The organism is Candidatus Koribacter versatilis Ellin345, assembly GCF_000014005.1.
GTDB lineage: Bacteria > Acidobacteriota > Terriglobia > Terriglobales > Acidobacteriaceae > Korobacter > Korobacter versatilis_A.
On the sequence record NC_008009.1, the window covers coordinates 247138 to 266183 of the forward strand.

Here is a 19046-nt window from a genome sequence, read left to right on the forward strand (position 1 = left end):
CCGCGCCGTCTGTTACTTACGGAGGCAGCATGAATCGGATCCTGGCAGCAATGCTTGTGGTCTTCGCCGTTTGTGCGCCGGTACTTTCACAATCAAGTCCATCCGTAGTGATCGCAGACATCGCAGCGAAGATCAAGAGCAAGGACGTGGTCCAGATTGAAGTTCTGTACATGGATCCAAACATCCTGACGCTGGTGAGGGTCACGCCTGAAGACTTGAAGAAGCGGTTCGAATACAAGGTTCTTCTTACCAGCGCCAGCGGACGCAGCCTTCCCGAGTCGTTGATGAAATCGCTAGAGAATACGCGGGTGACAGAGTCGAAAGGGGGCGCCGATGTTCGGTGGGGAGTGATCTTCGAGCGGAGAGATGGCTCTCCCGTCGGAGAAATCTACTTCGACAAATGGGGCAAGCGAGGTGCCGTGAACGGCAGCACCGTTTCCTTTGAGAATGTTGAATTGTTCAAGTGGCTATCGGAACGCGGGCATTGGATGCGGTGAGGAAATGACGAAACTCGTGATTATCTGCAGGTGGCTGTCCCTCTTCCAGGTTGCGGCGCTGTTGTGCGCACTGAGCTTCGCTCAGCAGCCCTCTGTTCGCAAGAACACTCCGTCAGGTCAATCTACGCCGGAAGGTGTTGCCGCAGACTACGCGCGAGCCTTCATCGCTGACGACGTATCGCTCATGCAACAAGTTCTCATCCGTCCCTACATGGGCGGAGCCACCCACGATGAGTACCTCCGCTGGAAAGAAGGTCTTCTCGAACACCTGCGCCAGGAGAAAGCGTCGTCCGCGCCTGATCCGCAGAATCCCGTCAAAATCGTGCGCGTGTTTACATCGCGCCATTTAAGTAAAAACGGCCCTGCATCCACCGGCTACGCATTGTCTGGATTTCAGGACGTGATGTTTGTCGATGTCGAAGTACTATTGCACAGCGGCGAGAAACACACCGAACGAACGCTCGTGATCAAAGATCAAGACGGAAAATGGTATGTGCATCCGCGGCCGGATCTCGCACCATTGCTCTCTGCAGGATTGGAAGAAGAGAGCCCTTCGCAGAAATAAGCCCCTCCAAAAATCCCTTCGTGAACTTCGTGCCCTTCGTGTTTAAAGATTTTGAGGTTTTACTTCAGCACGCCGCGTTCCGACTTCTCCACGAACGCAATCAGCATCGCCACATCTTCGCCGAGATCGCCTTCTGACTTCAGCTTCTCCAGCGCCTGCGAGGTATTGAGTTTCGACTTCAGCAGAACGCGGAAGAACCGCTGGATCCTTTTGATCCGCTCGTCGGAGAAGCCGCGTCGCTGCAACCCCACGGCATTTACGCCATACGCATGCACCTCGCGGGAGGCGCTGGTTTTCGAGAAGGGAAGGACGTCCTGCGTGATCGTCGTTCCGCCGCCGACATACGAGTGTTTGCCGATGGTCACGAACTGGTGGATGGGGCACAACGCGCTGATCGACGCCCACTCTTCTACCGTGACGTGGCCGCCGAGCGTGGCGGCGTTGGCGAGGATCACGTGGTCGCCGATATGGCAATCGTGCGCGACGTGCGCGTAGGCCATGATCAGCGTGTGATTGCCGACCGTGGTCAGCCCGCCGCCCTTCACGGTGCCGCGATGAATGGTGACGTACTCGCGGATCTGGTTGTGGTCGCCAATTTCCAGCCGCGTGGGCTGGCCGCTGTATGTCAAATCCTGCGGCCCGATGCCGATGGCCGCGAAGGGATAAATTTTGTTATGGCTGCCAAGTTTGGTCGGCCCTTGCAGCACCACGTGCGCGACGAGTTCGCACTCTTCGCCCATCTCCACGTTCGGCCCGACGACGCAATACGGCCCTATTTTGCACGACGCCGGAATCTTTGCCGACGGATCGATCACCGCGGTGGGATGGATGTTCGCCATGGCTGCCGTACTCAACTGTTCTCCGGCTTGGCAGGTCGCGGCACGATCTGGCAGCTAACGGTCGCTTCGCACGCGAGCTTGTCGCCCACGAATGCCTTGCCCATGAGTTTTGCCGCGGTATTGCGCCACACGATGACGTCCACTTCGAGCCGTACCTGGTCGCCCGGAACGACGGGCTTGCGGAACTTGGCTTTCTCAATGCCCGCAAAGACCATCAGCTTTTCGTTCTGGTCGGGAATCTCCGTCAGCAGGAGCGCGCCGCCAGCCTGTGCGATTGCTTCGACGATGAGCACGCCGGGCATAATCGGATATCCCGGGAAGTGCCCCTGGAAGAACTGCTCGTTGATGGTGACGTTCTTGATCGCCACGATGCGCTCTTTGCGCTTGAACTCGATAATGCGGTCGAGAAGAAGCAGTGGGTAGCGGTGGGGAAGGATCTTCTGGATGTCGGTGACGTCGAGGACTTGCTTGGCCTCGGCCATCTCGCCGGTAATTAACCTGCCGTCAGTCATTGCGTTTCCTGAGCAAAACGACAATTATATACAGGCGAATTCGTTCGACTTCCGATAGATTCAGCGTTTACCGAATGCCCCAAAGACCTTCGTCTGACCCTAGAACCTCGCATCGTGACCTGTTTGCCCACTTGAAAGACCAGCAATCGGCCATGCAATCCATGCTCCGCCGCATCGTGGAACACGAGTCCCCGAGCGACGATAAACCTTCCTGCGACGCCATGGCCGAAATGCTAGCGCAGGATTTCGGCGCCATCGGCGGCCGCACGAAACTCCATCGCGACAAGATCACCGGCAATCACCTGCAAGTGGATTTCGGCGGACCGCGCGGCGCGAAGCCGGTGCTGATCGTCGGACATTACGACACGGTCTATCCGCTCGGCACTCTGAAGCAGATGCCGTACCGCGAGAGCAAAGGTCGCATCAGCGGTCCAGGTGTGCTCGACATGAAGGGCGGCATCGTCCAAATTCACGGCGCCATCGCCGCACTGCAGACCCAAGGCGGGTTGCCGCGACCAGTGACGATCATCCTCGTCTCCGACGAGGAGACCGGCAGCGAGAGTTCCCGGTCGATCACCGAGAAGCTCGCGAAACAATCCGCAGCAGCGTTTGTCTGTGAGCCGGCCGCTGGCACCGACGGCGCGCTGAAGACCGCGCGCAAAGGCGTCGGCGACTATTTGTTGCGTATCACTGGCGTGGCTTCCCACTCGGGACTCGATTTCGAGAAGGGCCAGAGCGCGGTGCTGGAACTTGCGCGACAGATTGAGAAAATCGCCGGCTTCACCGATCTCAAGCGGGGAACCACGGTCAATCCCGGCGTCATTCGCGGTGGAACCCGCAGCAACGTGATCGCTGCGTCGGCGGAAGCGGAAATCGACGTGCGCGTGAGCACCAAGCGCGATGTCGAACGCGTTTCGAAGCTGTTTGCACGGTTGAAACCGATCAATAGGCGCTGCTCGCTAGCTCTTTCCGGCGGAGTCAACCGTCCGCCGATGGAGCGCACTCCGGGCACCGCAGCTTTATTTGCGCAGGCGCAGCTGATCGCTGCGGAACTCAGCTTTTCCCTAGCGGAGAGAATGGTGGGGGGCGGTTCCGACGGCAACTTCACCGGGGCTATCGTGCCGACTTTAGACGGGTTAGGCGCGGTCGGCGACGGAGCCCACGCGGTTCACGAATATATTTTCGCCACCGAAATGCCGAAGCGCGCAGCACTGCTGGCCGGATTAATTCGGGCGTTATAGCACATTCGTCTTTTGACTCCTGAAGGCCGCTGGCCTAGAATTTTAAGTGGATTAGCCGGAATACCGTCATAAGCTGGCAGGTCTCCGGGCTGCAATTGGAGGAATCATGTTCGGTGGCAAACTTGGAATGCCAGAGCTCCTGCTGATTCTCGGCATCGCACTGCTAATTTGGGGACCCAGCAAACTGGCCGATCTCGGCAAGGGCATGGGCGAAGGTATCCGCAACTTCAAGGGCGCAATGCGCGAAGGCGAGCAAGGCCCGGCTCCGACCGAAGAGAAGAAGTCCTAAACCGGTCGCAGTTCGCAAAAGATCTGAGGCACGCGACGAGCGTGCCTTTTTGATTGGCGCTAAGGGACGAAGCGTCTAAAGTTCTTTGTTTATGACTCGGTCGAAGCGCACCGCGGTTCTCCTCATAAGTTGCGTGTTCGGCATGGTACTTGTGGTTTCCAGTCCAGCATTGCTGCTGTTTGGGCGCTTGGAGTACGACTCCGTGAAGGAACGGCGGCACCGTCTGCCGTTCGAGAGTCGGGCATGGAACGACCCAGCGCAAATCGATGGTTCCGATCCCGTGCGGATTCGCATGGTGGACGATCTGATCTCTAGCAGGCGGCTGGATGGGCTCACGCGAAATGAAGTGGAACAACTACTCGGGGAGCGAACCGTCAGCGACACATTCGCGCATCACAGCCTGACGTACTGGCTTGGCCCCGAACGAGGCTTCATGGGCATTGACTCGGAATGGTTGGCTATTGACTTCGGAACTGACGGCCGAGTGTCGAAATATCAGATTGTGCGAGACTAGATCCTGCTCCGGTTAGCGCGAAGCATTTCACGACGCAGCAGTGCGTTGGCTCTTTTCGCACATCCATCTCTGCTTTGTTTCAGCCATGCGACTATGTCGTGATCGATTCGAACAGGCGCCCGTCTTCTCCTCTGCCAAAAGATCTGGGCGGGCATCATCTGCTTGAACGTTCGCGCGTCAATTCCGGAATATCGGATGTATCGATTTGGTCATCCGGCAACGCTGCAACAAAAGCCAATTGCCTTTGACGTTCTGCTTTCGAGAGCAGACTCTGGGCTTGTTCCGTGGTGAATCTTCTCAGCGTCATAGGACTCCGGCTCGCCGCATCATCCGATACACCCGCGCGATCGGCAGCCCCACCACGTTGAAATAATCGCCCTCGATGCCCGTGACCCAGCGCGAGAACATTCCCTGGATGCCGTAGGCTCCGGCTTTGTCCATGGGCTCGCCGGTGTGGATGTAGTCAGCAATCTCTTCGTCCGAGATCTCGGCGACGGTCACGCGCGTGGTTTCGGTTTCAACAATTTCTACGTTGGGGCCGCAGAGACAAACGCCGGTAGTGACCTCGTGGGTGTGGCCAGAGAGCATGCGGATCATGCGTGCGGCATCGGCTTCGTCGGCGGGCTTCTCGAGTACATGGGCATCGGCGACAACGATGGTGTCCGCGCCGATGACGAAATCGTTGGGATACTTCGCGGCGACGGCGCGCGCTTTATCGCGGGCGAGGCGCTGCGCGTACTGCTTCGGATCTTCGCCGGCAGTGTGCACTTCCGGCACGTGTGCCGGTTCCACGCGGAAAACCATGCGCGCCTTGCGCAGTAACTCCGAGCGGCGCGGGGAGGCAGATGCGAGAATCAATCCCATGCCGAGATTGTAGCGGAGCATCTTCTGCAACCTTCACGGTTGAAAGGTCGTCTGAATCGGAGTGCCTGTGAAAACCTCCGCCTCGCAACTTCAATACGGTGCCAGCCTGCGCGATGGTCGCGTGCATTTCCGCGTCTGGGCGCCGAACGCCAAAAGTCTCTCCATTCGATTGATCCAGGGTAGTTCGCAGAACGATCAGCCGATGCAGCGTGACGATCGCGGCGAGTGGACGCTCGAGGCCGATGCGCACGCGGGCGACCGCTACTTTTGCGTGATCAATGGCGAGCAGGCTGTGCCAGATCCGGTCTCGCGCTTCCAGCCCGAAGGCGTGCATGGGCCGACCGAGATCGTCGATCCTTCGCAGTTCCAGTGGTCCGATGAAAACTGGGAAGGCGTTGACTACGACGACTACGTGATCTACGAGCTACACGTAGGGACATTCACGCCGGAAGGCACGCTGGATGCGGCTATCGAGAAGCTGCCGTATCTGAAGGCGCTCGGTATCACGGTCGTTGAACTAATGCCGGTGAATGCGTTTCCCGGCAAGCATAACTGGGGCTACGACGGCGTCGGCCTCTACGCGGTGCAGGAGAGCTATGGCGGCCCCGAGGCACTACGCCGCTTTGTGGATGCCGCTCACGCGCACGGGCTCGCGGTGATTCTCGACGTGGTCTACAACCACCTCGGCAACGAGGGCAATTACCTGCGGATGTTCGGGCCATATTTTACCGACCACCATAAAACACCGTGGGGCGAGGCCATCAATTACGACACAACGCCCGGCTGTGAGCATGTCCGCCGGTTCGTGATTGATAACGCGCTCTACTGGATACGTGAGTATCACCTCGACGGCCTGCGTCTCGATGCCGTGCAGACGATCAAAGACGATTCGTCGAAGCACGTGCTGCAAGAACTCCAGGAAAATGTGCAGACACTCGCCGCCGAACTCGGCCGCAAGGTCTGCGTAATTGCCGAGACCGATGAGAATATTTCCAAATACGTGCGTCCTTTCGGCAGCGGTTACGGACTGCAAGGCTTCTGGAGTGATGACTTCCACCACGCCATCCACGCGTACTTCACCGGCGAGCGCCAAGGCTATTACCAGGACTTCGGCGACCCAGAGCAGATCGTCACTGCGATCCGCGACGGTTATGCATTTCAAGGCCAGCCCTTCAAGTTCTGGAAGGGCACGAAGCGTGGCGAGTTGCCGGTGAATGTGCAATTGCCACGCAACGTGATCTGCACGCAGAACCACGACCAGGTCGGCAATCGCGCCAAGGGCGAGCGCTTAACGACGCTCGTGCCTCGTGGCGCACGTTATGTTTCGGCGGCGCTGCTGTTGCTTGCGCCGCACACGCCGCTGCTTTTCATGGGGCAGGAATACGACGAAGAGCATCCGTTTCAGTTCTTCACCGACTACGGCGATCCCGTGCTGCAGAACGCCGTGAGCGAAGGCCGCCGCAAGGAATTCGAGGATTTCGATTTCCGGGAAGTGCCCGATCCGCAGGATCCCGAAACGTTCAACCGCAGCCGCCTCGATTGGTCAAAGGCCGTGGATACGAACCCGATGCTGCGGTGGTATCGCGAGCTGCTGCGGCTGCGCAAACGTTATGTCACGTCTGGCGAGCGCACTGCCTATGCAACTTATCAAGATGGCGTGATCACGATGATGGCGCCGGGCGACACGCCGGACCTGATCCTCTTCGCTACGCTCGAACCTGGGCGTCAACTTCCGGCCGAAGAAGACGGCTGGAACCTGACTTTGAAGTACAAGAGCGAGGATGGCTACCAGGTTCGGATCTTCACGCGTTGATCTGCAAACGACGAATGATCTCATCCACGATCGCTTCGACAGTTTGATGAATATCAATCGCTACCGCACCTTGCGGTTCTTCAAGGTCAGCGAACTGGCTTGCCAGCAAATTCGATTTTGCGAAGTGATGTTCGCGCAGCGCCAGTCGTGACGCGATCAATTGCTGGTCACCCTTTAACCACACGAGGGTTGTGTTCGGTGCCGCGAGTTGCTGGCGGTACGTTTCTTTCAACGCCGAACACGTAACCACCAGATTCCGATGCTCGGCGTTCGCGCGATCCATAGCGGCGCGGATCGCCTGTAGCCACGGCTCACGATCTTCATCCGTGAGCGGAATTCCGGCGGCCATCTTAGCTTTGTTCGCGGCCGGATGAAATTCGTCGGCATCGCGAAAATCCCAGCCGAGGCGCGCGGCCAGCGCCTTCCCCACGGTGGTCTTTCCCGAGCCCTGTACGCCCATCAGCAGAATGATCACCCCAGAATCCTACACCGGGTCGGTTACAATCCGGCGATGCCTGACCGCCCCCATCCGCATCGCTGGAGCATTGCGATCCTGCTCGGAGTGGGCGTGTTGGTCAATTACTTCGACCGCGTAAACCTGTCGATTGCACACGATCAGATCACCCGCGAGTTCGGACTCACCACGGTCGGATTCGGCTACCTGCTGAGCGCTTATAGCTTTACCTACGCGCTCTGCCAGATTCCTGCCGGCGCGATTCTCGATCGCTTCGGCGTGCGGCTCGTCGGCCGCGTGAGTACGGTGCTCTGGAGCATCGCGTCGTTTGCCTCGGCATTCTCCAACGGCGCGCGGCAGTTCTTTGCGACGCGCTTGCTGCTCGGGGTTGGCGAAGCGCCTACATTCCCCGGCAACGCGAAGGCCGTCAGCAAATGGTTCCCGGAAAACGAGCGTGGCCTCGCCACCGCCTGCTTCGACTGCGCCGCAAAATTCTCGAGCGCCATCGGCGTGCCGATCATGGGGTTGCTACTGGTGCGTGTGGGATGGCGCGGAACTTTCCTCGCCACGGGCATCGCGAGCTTCGCCTACTTCCTTCTGTTCACGATGGTCTACCGTGATCCAGAAGAAGAAGCGCCGACTGTCCTCGAATCGCCAGTCTTGGAGACAGGAATCTTGGATCTACTCGGCGATAAGAAAGTCGCCGGCCTCGCTATAGGCAGCGCAGCCTACAACTACTGTTTTTACCTGCTGCTCGCCTGGTTGCCGGCGTATCTCTCCACGTCGATGCACCTGAACCTTCTGCAATCGGCGTGGTACACCAGCATCCCGTGGGTGGTCGCGACGGCCACTGATCTTCTCGTCGGCGGCTGGCTTGTTGACGCGCTCATCCGACGCGGCTTCGATGCGAGCCGTGTCCGACAATCCATTCTCATCGGTGGCACATCGCTTGGCGTCGCGATCTTCGCTGCCGGATCGGCGACGACACCAGGGCAAGCCATCTTTTGGATCAGCGTTTCGATCGGCGGGCTGGCGGCGGCCGCACCAGTCGGATGGTCCGTTCCGGGCCTCATCGCACCTCCCGGAAGTGTGGGCCGCGTTGGCGGCATCATGAACTTCGCCAGCCAACTCGCCGCGATCTCCGCGCCGATCGTCACCGGTTACGTAGTCGCCTACACGCATTCGTTCGAGGCGGCGTTCTGGTTGGCAGCAATTTTCTTGACGATTGGGATCGCAGCCTACGCGCTGCTGCTGGGAAGAATTGAGCGTGTTGAAAGTCAAAATCTTTAAACACAAAGGACACTAAGGCCTCACGGAGGTATTTGTGAGTTTGTTTCATGGCCGTCTGCGCTTTCGTTGAGCAAGAGGGAGTTTTGCGCGCGAATGACTGCAAGATTCGCTTCCTCCTTGGTGAAACCTTCGTGTCCTTCGTGGTCAAAGGCGTTTTGCCTTCATTTACCCTGCTAAAATCGAACTACCCGATGGATCGCTCCTTCATACGTAATTTCGCAATCATTGCTCATATTGACCACGGCAAGAGCACGCTCTCCGACCGTTTGCTGGAGCTTACCGGCTCCCTCACGGCGCGCGAGATGCAAGCCCAGGTGCTCGACGCCATGGACCTGGAGCGTGAGCGCGGCATTACCATCAAGGCCCACTCTGTGCGCATGATGTACAAAGCGCACGACGATGTGGTCTATCAGCTCAACCTCATCGACACCCCTGGCCACGTGGACTTCTCGTATGAAGTCTCGCGCTCACTCGCTTCTTGCGAAGGTGCATTGCTTGTGGTGGATGCTTCGCAAGGTGTGGAAGCGCAGACGCTGGCGAACGCTTACCTGGCGATCAACAACGGGCTTGAGATCATTCCGGTCATCAACAAGATCGATCTGCCCAGCGCCGACGTCGAGCGCGCGAAAGAAATGATCGAAGGCGCGGTTGGTCTCGATGCGTCGCACGCGTTGCCGATCTCGGCGAAGACGGGGATGGGTGTGGAGGACATTCTAGAGTCCATCGTGCACCTGGTTCCGCCGCCGAAGGGAAATCCCGATCATCCGCTGCAGGCCCTGATTTTCGACTCGTGGTTCGACAGCTATCGCGGTGTCGTCATCCTTGCGCGTATCAAAGAGGGCACGGTGCGCAAGGGCGACAAGATCATGCTCTGGTCGAACAAGCACCAGTTCCTAGTCGAAGAAATGGGCGTGCTCACGCCGAAGCCGGTGGCCATCGAACAACTTGAAGCCGGTGAAGTCGGGTTCATCGTGGCGAACATCAAGACCGTGGCCGATGTCGGCATTGGCGACACCATCACCCACGTGGAGCGCCCGTGCCTCGAAGCGCTGCCCGGTTTCGAAGAACTCAAGCCGATGGTGTTTGCCGGCATCTACACCGTCGACGCGCATGAACACACGCTGTTGCGCGAAGCGCTGGAAAAGCTACGGCTCAATGATTCTTCGTTTTTCTTCGAGCCTGAGTCCTCCGTCGCGCTGGGTTTCGGGTTTCGTTGCGGGTTCCTCGGCCTGTTGCACATGGAGATCATCCAGGAGCGTCTCGAGCGCGAGTACGATCTCGACCTGATCACCACCGCGCCGGGCGTGCGTTACAAGATCACACTCACCGACAACTCGGTCATCGAAGTGGATAATCCATCGAAGTGGCCCGACAGCACGCTGATCGAGAAGATCGAAGAGCCGATCATCACCGCGATGATTCTCACGAACGAAGAGTATGTCGGTGGAATTCTGAAGCTCGTAGAAGAGAAGCGCGGACGCCAGAAGAATTTTGAGTACGTCACCGGCAGCCGCGTGATGCTTACCTACGAACTGCCACTGAACGAAATCGTTCTCGATTTCTACGATCGCCTGAAGTCGGTCTCCCGCGGATACGCTTCGCTCGACTACCACCTGGCTGGCGCGTGGGAATCGCCGATGGTGAAGCTCGACATCATGGTCGCTGGCGAATCGGTGGATGCACTTTCCACGATTGTTCACAAAGACTTCGCTTACGATCGCGGGCGCGCACTCGTTTCCAAAATGCGCGAGTTGATTCCGCGACAGATGTTTGAAGTTCCCATACAGGCGGCAATCGGGGCGAAGATCATCGCGCGTGAAACGGTTGCGGCCATGCGCAAGAACGTCCTCGCCAAGTGCTACGGTGGCGACATCAGCCGTAAGCGCAAATTGCTCGAAAAGCAGAAGGAAGGCAAGAAGCGCATGAAGCGCATTGGCAAGGTGGACATCCCCCAGGAAGCCTTCCTGGCCGTCCTCAAAGTCGGCGAAAATTCCTGATTCGAAACGCTAAATTCTGCTTGACAGCACTTTCCTGCTAGGGCCTGTTTTGTGCAAAACCCATTTCCCGATTCGTTCGGAAGCACCGTTTCGAGTGCTTCCGAACGAAATCCCAAGTAGCCGGATAAATCCCTGAATTTCAATAGCTTGGAGTACTGCACTCCGGCAGGGGCAAACCGTCTAAGTCGCTGAAAGAACTCGTTCTCACATTTGTAACACCGGGTTATGCACAAGGATTTCCACAACTTGGAGGATATCTTTGGCGACCGAATTGGGCCCCGCGAAGGGTAGGGGTTTTGGGTGCCATTTTCACGCCCTGGGCCGGTTTAATTCCCATTTAGCGTGAAATTCACGGTGATCTGCGTTTCCACCTCCACAGGCTCACCGTTGAGCAGATACGGCCGATACTTCCACTGCTGCACCGCCTCGAGCGCTGCCTGGACTAAGAACGGAGATCCGCTCACAACCTGCAACTGCTGGATCGAGCCGTCGCGGCCGATGATCGCGTGCAGTTGCACGACTCCCTGCGTCCGCGTCATGACCGCCATGCGTGGGTAAGTGGGTTTTACCTGGCGGAGCAGCAGGCTCTCCTGCGATTTCGAAGTGCGAGTCACCGGCGCTGCGCGATGCGTCGGTTGCACCGGGCCAGGACGCAGCACACTTTCGAGAACGGGGTTATGACGGCTGCTATCGGTACCGGTTGGATCTGGAATGCAACCGACGCATACAAGCTCTTCGGCGGCGGAATACTTGTCGGCATCGTGACTGCGATCAATCGTCTTTCCGACGCTGGTTGGCGCCAAGTATGGATTGATCATTACGTGATTGTCGCGAACCGGGCGCGGTGCAGGCGCGTGCTCCGTGATCACATCCACATGCGGCGGCGCGTGATAAATCGGCGGGAAGATCTTGGGACTGTCGTCCAGTGGCAACGCTTCCGTATGCACCAGCGGAAACGCGAGCAATACGACGACTGCGGTGGCTTCGAGCGAATACGAAATCAGTTGCGTCCAGCGCTTCCGGCGTTTCGTCTCCGCGGAGATTTCGACCAGGCTCTGCTCAAACATGGTGTGCTCCTTCTCTTCCACTCGCACTGGAACAGACACCACGGTTGGCGCGGATTTCCGCACTCTCGCGAAAAATATATTGGGAACAAATTGGAGGCCTGCGGAGACTAAGTCGAGTTTGGGCGAATTTACTTCCGCGGTTTCTGTTTCGCGGAAATGGAGCGAATGATCAGCTTGCCCTTGCCGTCTTTTGGCAACGGCGTCTTCGCTTGCGCGATCGCTGCAGCAATCAAGTCTTGCACTTCAGGTTGCGCGAGCGTTTTGGCGCCTTCGGAAAGACGTACGAAGCGATTCTGGTTGCCGCTGCCGAGCAGGATCTTGTTTGGGTCGGGCAGCGTGGCGCCGTAATAAAACGCCAATCCCACGCCTTGGCGATTCGCCGCCAGCGAACAGATGCAGTCCGACGGGCGCTCCGAGGTGCAGTAGCCGATGACAAAGAAGTTGTAGTTGTCATAGACCAGTTCATTCGCGGTAGGAAGGCGCTTGCGCATCGCCACGCGGCAGGAACGAATGACGGCCGCCATCGTCGGATCGAACTTCTCAAGGAAAGACTTAAGGTGCTCGGCAGGCGACGGAGTCTTGCTCATGCCGCGAAAGTTTGGCTGCTCTTCGTGAGGTCGTCAAGACCGAACCATGCATCATGACGAAAGTAACGGAGCCGGCAAAGAATTTTTCGGAACCCGGGAACCTTTCGGCGGCCCGCGGTGCCTAATCCTCTAAACAGATTTCCTCTCGCAAGAGAAAAGGACCGCTGTGGTGGCGGTCCTTTTCCATTCCCGAAGTATTGCGGCGGTTACTTCGCCGGAGGCTTGATTCCCACACCCGGGGCAGGCGTACCTGCTGGCTTGGCTGCGCCCGCGTTGGCCGGCTTCGGCTGCGCCGGAACGCCCGACACGGTGTTGTACTGGTCTACGACGATCTTGCTGATGTCCACGCTGCCGTTCGCCCAGAGCACCGGGCCCTGCGGCCAGGGGTTCGAGCTGTCGATCAGCAGTCCAAAGCCGTTTTCCTTTGCATACTTGTCGATCACCGGACCAAGCTTCTGCAGGATGCGCTGCGCAATGGTGTTCTGTTCCTGCTGGAATTCGTTCTGCGCATCTTCCGCCTGGCGTTGGAGAACCTTCTGCTTGGCTTCAATGTCCTTTACCAGCTTCGCCTTGGCGTCTTCGTTCATCTTGTCGCCCTGGGTGTTGAGCTGGCTCTTGAGCGAATCGACTTCCTTGCTCAGGCTTTGGAGTTCGGTCCGCTTGGGATCAAACTTCTTCTGGAGGGCTTCGAAGTCGCGCTGGCCTTCGTTGGTGGCGACGATGACTTGTTGGACATCAATGATGCCGACCTTCGCCCCTCCCGGGGTTGTCGCTGCGGCCGGCGTGGTCTGCGCCGACAAATTCAGCGTCAGTGCGAACATGAGAGTTGCGAGTAGGCATACAAACTTACGGTTCATGCGGGTTTTGAGCTCCTTGAAGTGCTCCGGGAATTCCTCAGATATTTCCAGCGGCGAGGCTGAAGCGGCGACCGATAGTGCCACTTCCTTACCAGCCCACCGGCCTCGGATGGCCTGGCGGCTCGGAAAAATCAGCGGTGCGGATGCTTAAAATTATAGGTTCAGCGCTATCTAGCGTCAACGTATTGACGCAAACAAATGCCCTGCGGAAGCACCAAAGTACCCCCGCAGGATAATTAATTTCGTCCCCACCTTTGGGCGGGGCTAAACCGTTTCCTTAGAACGTTGTAGCCACCGTGAAGCGGAACGTCTTCAAAGGCTCGCGCAGCACGTAAGTTGGGTTATACAACGAGATTGCCTGCTTGTACGTGTAATCGCCCGCGGCGCCATCCGGGAACATCGAACGGGTGATCGGCGACGGTGTCGTTGTCGTCGTATCCAGGCGGAACGGGTTATACGCGTAATAAATTCGGAACGGCGCATTCACGATCGGCATGATGACCTGCAACTCCAAACCCGTAGACATACGCGTCTGGTAGTTGGTCTTGTCGATCGGCGTGATGTTCTGGCTGAGCCCTGTCAGGAAGTGGCTCGCATCCCCACCACCGGTACAGCCCACGGTTAGCGGGATCAGCGGGTTGTACACGCAGCCAAAGATCGTGTTGGTCAACGTGCTGTACTGCTGATCGCTAATGCGAAGCTGGTCGTTGCGCAGCACCATGTCCCAGCCGGTATCCACGAAGGCTGCGATGGTCACCGGACCGGCGATCGGTACGCGATACTCGAGGTTGGTGACTACGCTGGTGTCGCCACCCGGATAGATAATGCGCTGCACCGGAATCGCAATCGTGTATGCACCCTTATTCGGATGAGCCGGATCGATTGGAACTGTCGTGCCGTCTGGATTCGTCAAGGCAATCGAGGTGAAGTCGGTAAGGAACGCCGTCGGCGATACCGAGCGGATGTCGAAGCCGCGCAGATCGTTTTCACCGCCCATGTAGAAGCGTTCGAACGGTGGCGCCACGTTGCCGCCGTAGCCCGTCACAAACGATCCCTGTACACGGAAGCCGAACACGTTGCGTCCCTTGTTCACCGGGATGAAGCGCTTGTACTCGGTTACCGGCCGAATCATCTGTACGTTGCCGCCAAGGCCCGAAATGTCCGCCGCCAGGAAGAAGCTGCTACCGCGGTGTGGACGCTGCGGATTGTCAATGCGGTTCCAGGTGAAGCTCGGCGTCACCTTGCTGGTGAGAATGCCTTCGAGCGCGTTCGGACCGGTAACGCTGCGGAATGCCAAGTATTGGAAGTATTGCGTCGAAGCCGTCGAGAAGGTCTGGACCGACGAATCGCTGAACGTGTACGAGAGCCCTACGCGCTTGAACGAGCGGTGCAGCGGGTAGCTCGACGAAAGCGTGAAGCCCGTCGTGGATTGCGAGTAGTTCTGCAGGGTGTCCTGCACGCTCTGCGACAGGTTCAACTGCTGGCCGGTGGAAAGTGCCAGCTGCTTGGCGTAGTTGTAGTCGTACTTGCTGCTGAACACCACCGCGCCCAATTGCAGCGGACGGTCGAACGCATACGGCTCGGTGAAGCCGAACTGGATGTTGCGCTCAAACTGTCCGACGTTGGCCTCAAGCTGAAGCGTCTCGCCTTTGCCGAGCAGGTTGTTCGTCGTGTAATTCACGCCGATGAACGATCCCGCCAGGCCGCTGACGCCACCCGTCAAACCAATGGAGTTCTTGCCCTTCTCCCTCACCTTCAACGTCAGGTCGATGGTGTTGTCCTGGTTGTTCTGCTTGGTTTCGGAGTCGGTTTCCGCCTTCAAAGGCTCGAAATACTGGAGTTGGTTCAGGCGCAGGAGGCTCATCTCCCACAACCGACTGTTGTAGATGCCGCCTTCTTCGAGCGCCAACTCGCGGCGAATGACCTTATCGCGTGTCGTCGTATTTCCGACGAACTCGATACGGCGCACCGAGAACTGTTTACCTTCGTCGAGATCAACCTTCAGCGTGATGCTCTTGTTGACATCATCGAATTGCGTATCGGGCACGGCAGTGGCGTTGATGTAGCCGAACTCGCCGTAGGCCTTCTTCAAGTCGTCGAGGCCTTTGCGCACCAGTTCCGCATCGAACCAGTCGCCATCCTTCATCTTGAAGATTTCGCGGAGCGCCCTGGTGTTGCTGATCGCCTTATTGCCGCTGAAGGTGATCTCCTTCAGCTTGTAGCGATCGCCTTCCTCGATCGGCATGGTGATGTCCACCACTTTGCCGTCCGTTTTCTTCCACGGCATGTACCACTTGATGCCGCTCACGTCGCGGATCTTGGTCTTCGGATCGCCGACGATCGCCTTGAAGTAGCCGCGCGTCTGGTAGTCGTAGCGGACGCGCTCGGCATCTTCTTCGAGCTTGGTCGAGTCGAAGGTCCGGGCGAACAGGTTTTCCAGGAAGATCGATTTCGGAATGCCAATCGGCTTCAGGTTCTTCATCGCCGCGCGCAATTCGCGCGCTTTCACGTGTGCGTTGCCCTCGAAGATGATCTTGCCGACCTTGACCTTCGGTCCTTCCTTCACTACGAACGTAATCGAAACTGCCGCTGGCGGAATCGGCCGGACTTCCGTGCGGATGGTCGCAAACTGGCGGCCGTGCGACGCGAGCAGTTCTTTCAAGACCACTTCCGCCCGCTTCACACGGGTCGGGTCGTATTGACTTTCCTGGGAAAGACCAACCTTGCGTTCTTTGAATTTATCGAGGACGTCGCTCTGGGTGACGGAGTTCAGGCCTTCGTACTTGATTTCACGGATCGTCGGCTTCTCTTTGACGTAAACGTGAATGATCCAGCCCTTGTCCGTCTGTTCCCGTTCAAGCCGCAGATCATCGAAATACCCCGCGTTCCAAAGAGCATTGAAATCTCGTTCCAGGGAGCTCTGGTCATATACATCCCCGGCGTGCGTGAACATACGGGACTTAACTGTGTCGGCGGGAATGCGACGGTTCCCGTGGACCCGGATGTCGACGATGACTCCCTCTTGCGCTTGTGCGATCCCGCAAAACAGTAGCGTCACGAGAAGAAACAAAGAAATCCGCCACTGCTTCCCGCGAAGCGAGGACTTCGCGGGCCTGACCGTAATATTGCTAAGAATGGTAACGACCTCTATACCTGGAATGAGGAAGGGTAATTATACGGTACGGGTGCTCGCCTCTAAAAGCTTTACGAAGCGATACATCCACGCCACCACCGTGGTTTTCCCACCATAGTGCCGCTTCGCTGGGAACGTTCACGCGTGGCATCGAAGGTTCGACGCGCCATTCTGGTTTTCAGTAGCGGCATGGGAGCGTATGATATCGAGAATTCCCTGAATGGGGAGAATCTCTCGCCGGCGAGGATGGAATGAAGAACTTTGTCATCGCGACGTTGCTGGTTTCCGGCCTCGCTTCGGCTGCTGTCGCCAGTCCTCGCGCCGCGTCCTCACCGAAAGAGCGCGTCAAACTCGTGCGCATCGCGCGCAATCTTGAGATCAATCCGCTCGCCTTTGAGGCTGTTCAGCAACGCCAGTGGGCCGCCGAATTCATCGTCAAGGCACCCGATCTTCATCTTGAACTCTGCGAGCCTGTCCTGCACCCGCTCGAACGCGGCAACCCGAATTACAATAGCCAGCTCTCCATGCAATTCATGGTTTCGTCAGCGGCCTTCATGGTGAAGCATCCCAAAGTCAAAGACCCGGTAAAGATCCAGACCGCCGGCGTCGAGGGCACGCTCAAGGCGTACCAATCAATCTTGAAAGTGGACAAGGACGCCCACTTCGATTTCCTCGACGGCCTTATGCAGCAGAAGCAGGACGGCCAGCTCGAGAACTACGTCGCATCTATCTCTTCCACCTGCGGCGAAATGGCCGAGCAAGCCCCAAGGCACAAGCGCAAGTTGATTCCGTAAATCACCTTTTCCAAGCTCACGCCTCGCTGCGGCCGTGAATCTTGCCTTGCACTCGCACAGCGAGAATGCCGGACCATGCTCAAACTCCCGCTCGAACGCCCCTGTCCCAAGTGTCATGCAAAGGTCAATGAAGTATGCACCCAGACCGGTAAGACCATCCGGGGAATTCATGCCGAACGCTGGGCCAAGAAGCCGCTCTATGAGACCGCCCCGGTGATCGATGAGCCCATCATCGACGGCGACGAGGTAGACTGAAACACCCGATTGATCGCGCCACGCGGGGCTTCGGAGCACGTCTCTTACCTTGACAATGCTCCTGCAGGGGCATAACTTCGAAGTAGCGGGCAATCCTGCCCGCACTCAGATTCCCTGAACTAAGTCAGCCCGTCTGAACCGGATCTCTCCTTAGCGCAAGCGCTCGGCCCCAGTACCAACCCGATCCCGCGGTCACCCAGAGGAGCTCATGCAGACCTATTCACCCAACAAGTACCACCTCGTAGACCTCCACAAAGAAATCTCCCTGTACGACCGCAAGATCGCGTACTGCCAGCAGTTTGAGAAGTTTGACTCCGACCGCGAACGCAGTTCCGCGCTGGGCAAATTGCAGAAGAAGCGCTCCACCCTCGTCAAACTGGCCATGAGTTTTTCCAGCCAGGGCATTGAGCACGACCCCAAGTTCTTCCCCCGCTCACTTTCGATCGGCGAAGACGGCACCATCAGTGAAATTCCGTGGTCACCGGCGCAAGCAAGCTAGGAGAAGATCGATGAAGAAGATTTTTGTTGGTAATTTCGCGTTCACCGCCACTGAAGACGATATTCGCCAACTGTTTACACCCTACGGCAAAGTGGATAGCGTTTCCCTCGTCACCGACCGCGACACCGGGCGCGCCCGTGGTTTCGGCTTCGTCGAGATGCCGAACGACACGGAAGCAGCTGCAGCCATCGAAGGCTTGAACGGCCGCGATTCCGGCGGACGCGCGCTCAACGTCAACGAAGCACGCCCGAAAACCGAGCGCGGAAACTCGGGTGGCGGCGGTGGTCGCGGTAATTTCCGCGACAAAGGCCGGAAGCGTGAGCCGCGGTGGTAGGCGCGACCGCCCAAACCTTCGGTAACGCAAAACGCCTCCGCAACGCCCACGGCTCCCTTAACGGCATCGTGACCATGACCACCGTCTGCTGTGAGACGTGTGGTTTCCACTACGCCATCGAACACCCCGCCGGCGCCGGCGACGAAGCCCTCGCCCAACGCCAGGCCGCATGGCTCGCCGACCGCTTCGTGTGGGACCACATCCAGGAAAATAAACACTCCGGCTCGGTTCGCCTGCCACTGCTTCCGGCACCTGCTACGGCAGCGGCCCACTAGCTGCCGCTAGAGCCGGAGATGCGTTGGCGGGCTTTTGGACGCCAGAATCAATCGCCGATAAAGCGCAGGTAAGTGTGGGGCTCAGCCTTGCATTGCTCCGCCATCCTTCGCACCAGTTCCCACTCGATGTGGTCCATCGGATTAGGCTGCAACTGCGACCATTCCCGCAGAAAGTCATCCATCTGCAGGTGGTTTAAAACAGTATCGGCATAACGATCGATGATGCGCAGTATTTTGGTCGCTGCCAGCGACTCATCCTCGGGAATCATGCTGAATTCAACGTAGACATCCGAAGGGATCAGGGGTCGCCCCTGTTCGTCTTCCAAACGCACGTCCCACGGCATGGACAGCTCCCTTATCGCCGACCATC

The 19046-nt window shown here is 58.0% G+C and carries 22 protein-coding genes; 13 read left to right on the forward strand and 9 right to left on the reverse strand.

What is annotated here, in order from left to right; genetic code table 11:
• Positions 1 to 29 precede the first annotated feature (29 nt).
• Both ACID345_RS01190 and ACID345_RS01195 read left to right on the forward strand, forming a co-directional pair.
• Positions 30 to 497: a hypothetical protein gene (locus tag ACID345_RS01190; protein ID WP_011521040.1), complete on the forward strand. Its 468-nt coding sequence runs from the start codon at positions 30 to 32 to the stop codon at positions 495 to 497.
• Positions 498 to 501: 4 nt separating this feature from the next.
• On the forward strand, positions 502 to 1062 hold the full coding sequence (locus ACID345_RS01195; RefSeq protein WP_011521041.1) for a hypothetical protein: 561 nt from the start codon (positions 502 to 504) through the stop codon (positions 1060 to 1062).
• 59 nt (positions 1063 to 1121) lie between these two features.
• Here ACID345_RS01195 and lpxA read toward each other — a convergent pair whose 3' ends face one another.
• Together lpxA and fabZ are read right to left on the reverse strand one after the other, a co-directional pair.
• Positions 1122 to 1916 (reverse strand): acyl-ACP--UDP-N-acetylglucosamine O-acyltransferase, encoded by a 795-nt coding sequence (lpxA, locus tag ACID345_RS01200; RefSeq protein ID WP_011521042.1) that lies wholly within the window; start codon positions 1914 to 1916, stop codon positions 1122 to 1124.
• Positions 1913 to 2413: a 3-hydroxyacyl-ACP dehydratase FabZ gene (gene fabZ / locus ACID345_RS01205; RefSeq protein ID WP_011521043.1), complete on the reverse strand. Its 501-nt coding sequence runs from the start codon at positions 2411 to 2413 to the stop codon at positions 1913 to 1915. Before fabZ ends, lpxA begins: the two co-directional genes overlap by 4 nt.
• A gap of 152 nt (positions 2414 to 2565) precedes the next feature.
• Here fabZ and ACID345_RS01210 point away from each other — a divergent pair, with 152 nt between their 5' ends.
• The 3 genes from ACID345_RS01210 (at position 2566) to ACID345_RS24985 (ending at position 4457) form a co-directional block, all read left to right on the forward strand.
• Positions 2566 to 3654: a M20 family metallopeptidase gene (locus ACID345_RS01210; RefSeq protein WP_148209974.1), complete on the forward strand. Its 1089-nt coding sequence runs from the start codon at positions 2566 to 2568 to the stop codon at positions 3652 to 3654.
• Positions 3655 to 3760: 106 nt separating this feature from the next.
• Complete coding sequence (tatA, locus tag ACID345_RS01215; RefSeq protein ID WP_011521045.1) at positions 3761 to 3943, forward strand: twin-arginine translocase TatA/TatE family subunit; 183 nt, start codon at positions 3761 to 3763, stop codon at positions 3941 to 3943.
• A 91-nt stretch (positions 3944 to 4034) separates the two neighbouring features.
• The gene (locus ACID345_RS24985) at positions 4035 to 4457 is read left to right on the forward strand and encodes a hypothetical protein (RefSeq protein ID WP_049761603.1); all 423 of its coding nucleotides are present in this window, start codon (positions 4035 to 4037) and stop codon (positions 4455 to 4457) included.
• Between the two features lie 303 nt (positions 4458 to 4760).
• Here the strand turns inward: ACID345_RS24985 and ACID345_RS01225 are convergent, their stop codons facing one another.
• Positions 4761 to 5342 carry a Maf family protein gene (locus tag ACID345_RS01225; protein WP_011521047.1) on the reverse strand — a complete coding sequence of 194 codons (582 nt, stop codon included), beginning with the start codon at positions 5340 to 5342 and terminating at the stop codon, positions 4761 to 4763.
• Between the two features lie 46 nt (positions 5343 to 5388).
• On the opposite strand from ACID345_RS01225, the gene treZ reads away from it, so the two are divergent.
• A complete protein-coding gene (gene treZ, locus ACID345_RS01230) occupies positions 5389 to 7134 on the forward strand; it encodes a malto-oligosyltrehalose trehalohydrolase (RefSeq protein ID WP_011521048.1) in 1746 nt (581 codons plus the stop codon).
• On the opposite strand, the gene ACID345_RS01235 is transcribed toward treZ, so the two are convergent.
• Complete coding sequence (locus ACID345_RS01235; RefSeq protein WP_011521049.1) at positions 7124 to 7609, reverse strand: gluconokinase; 486 nt, start codon at positions 7607 to 7609, stop codon at positions 7124 to 7126. The two genes, treZ and ACID345_RS01235, sit on opposite strands and share 11 nt — an antisense overlap.
• Positions 7610 to 7645: 36 nt before the next feature.
• On the opposite strand from ACID345_RS01235, the gene ACID345_RS01240 reads away from it, so the two are divergent.
• Both ACID345_RS01240 and lepA read left to right on the forward strand, forming a co-directional pair.
• Positions 7646 to 8878: an MFS transporter gene (locus ACID345_RS01240; RefSeq protein WP_011521050.1), complete on the forward strand. Its 1233-nt coding sequence runs from the start codon at positions 7646 to 7648 to the stop codon at positions 8876 to 8878.
• 191 nt (positions 8879 to 9069) lie between these two features.
• Positions 9070 to 10875 (forward strand): translation elongation factor 4, encoded by a 1806-nt coding sequence (lepA, locus tag ACID345_RS01245; RefSeq protein ID WP_011521051.1) that lies wholly within the window; start codon positions 9070 to 9072, stop codon positions 10873 to 10875.
• 326 nt (positions 10876 to 11201) lie between these two features.
• Here the strand turns inward: lepA and ACID345_RS26455 are convergent, their stop codons facing one another.
• The 4 genes from ACID345_RS26455 to bamA form a co-directional block, all read right to left on the reverse strand.
• On the reverse strand, positions 11202 to 11942 hold the full coding sequence (locus tag ACID345_RS26455; protein ID WP_148209975.1) for an energy transducer TonB: 741 nt from the start codon (positions 11940 to 11942) through the stop codon (positions 11202 to 11204).
• Between the two features lie 128 nt (positions 11943 to 12070).
• Positions 12071 to 12529 (reverse strand): hypothetical protein, encoded by a 459-nt coding sequence (locus ACID345_RS01255; RefSeq protein WP_011521053.1) that lies wholly within the window; start codon positions 12527 to 12529, stop codon positions 12071 to 12073.
• 206 nt (positions 12530 to 12735) lie between these two features.
• Positions 12736 to 13386: an OmpH family outer membrane protein gene (locus tag ACID345_RS01260; protein ID WP_011521054.1), complete on the reverse strand. Its 651-nt coding sequence runs from the start codon at positions 13384 to 13386 to the stop codon at positions 12736 to 12738.
• Between the two features lie 277 nt (positions 13387 to 13663).
• Positions 13664 to 16456 carry an outer membrane protein assembly factor BamA gene (gene bamA / locus ACID345_RS01265; RefSeq protein ID WP_228370715.1) on the reverse strand — a complete coding sequence of 931 codons (2793 nt, stop codon included), beginning with the start codon at positions 16454 to 16456 and terminating at the stop codon, positions 13664 to 13666.
• 314 nt (positions 16457 to 16770) lie between these two features.
• Between bamA and ACID345_RS01270 the strand changes: the two genes are divergently transcribed.
• The 5 genes from ACID345_RS01270 (at position 16771) to ACID345_RS01290 (ending at position 18676) form a co-directional block, all read left to right on the forward strand.
• A complete protein-coding gene (locus ACID345_RS01270; protein WP_011521056.1) occupies positions 16771 to 17313 on the forward strand; it encodes a hypothetical protein in 543 nt (180 codons plus the stop codon).
• A 75-nt stretch (positions 17314 to 17388) separates the two neighbouring features.
• Positions 17389 to 17568, forward strand: a complete 180-nt coding sequence (locus ACID345_RS01275) for a zinc finger domain-containing protein (RefSeq protein WP_041855321.1) — start codon at positions 17389 to 17391, stop codon at positions 17566 to 17568.
• A 208-nt stretch (positions 17569 to 17776) separates the two neighbouring features.
• The gene (locus tag ACID345_RS01280; RefSeq protein ID WP_011521057.1) at positions 17777 to 18067 is read left to right on the forward strand and encodes a hypothetical protein; all 291 of its coding nucleotides are present in this window, start codon (positions 17777 to 17779) and stop codon (positions 18065 to 18067) included.
• Positions 18068 to 18077: 10 nt separating this feature from the next.
• The gene (locus ACID345_RS01285) at positions 18078 to 18401 is read left to right on the forward strand and encodes an RNA recognition motif domain-containing protein (protein WP_011521058.1); all 324 of its coding nucleotides are present in this window, start codon (positions 18078 to 18080) and stop codon (positions 18399 to 18401) included.
• The gene (locus ACID345_RS01290; RefSeq protein ID WP_011521059.1) at positions 18395 to 18676 is read left to right on the forward strand and encodes a hypothetical protein; all 282 of its coding nucleotides are present in this window, start codon (positions 18395 to 18397) and stop codon (positions 18674 to 18676) included. The genes ACID345_RS01285 and ACID345_RS01290 overlap by 7 nt, the downstream gene beginning before the upstream one ends.
• Positions 18677 to 18723: 47 nt before the next feature.
• On the opposite strand, the gene ACID345_RS01295 is transcribed toward ACID345_RS01290, so the two are convergent.
• Positions 18724 to 19020, reverse strand: coding sequence for a hypothetical protein (locus tag ACID345_RS01295; protein WP_041855322.1), 297 nt, complete (start codon positions 19018 to 19020; stop codon positions 18724 to 18726).
• Positions 19021 to 19046 lie beyond the last annotated feature (26 nt).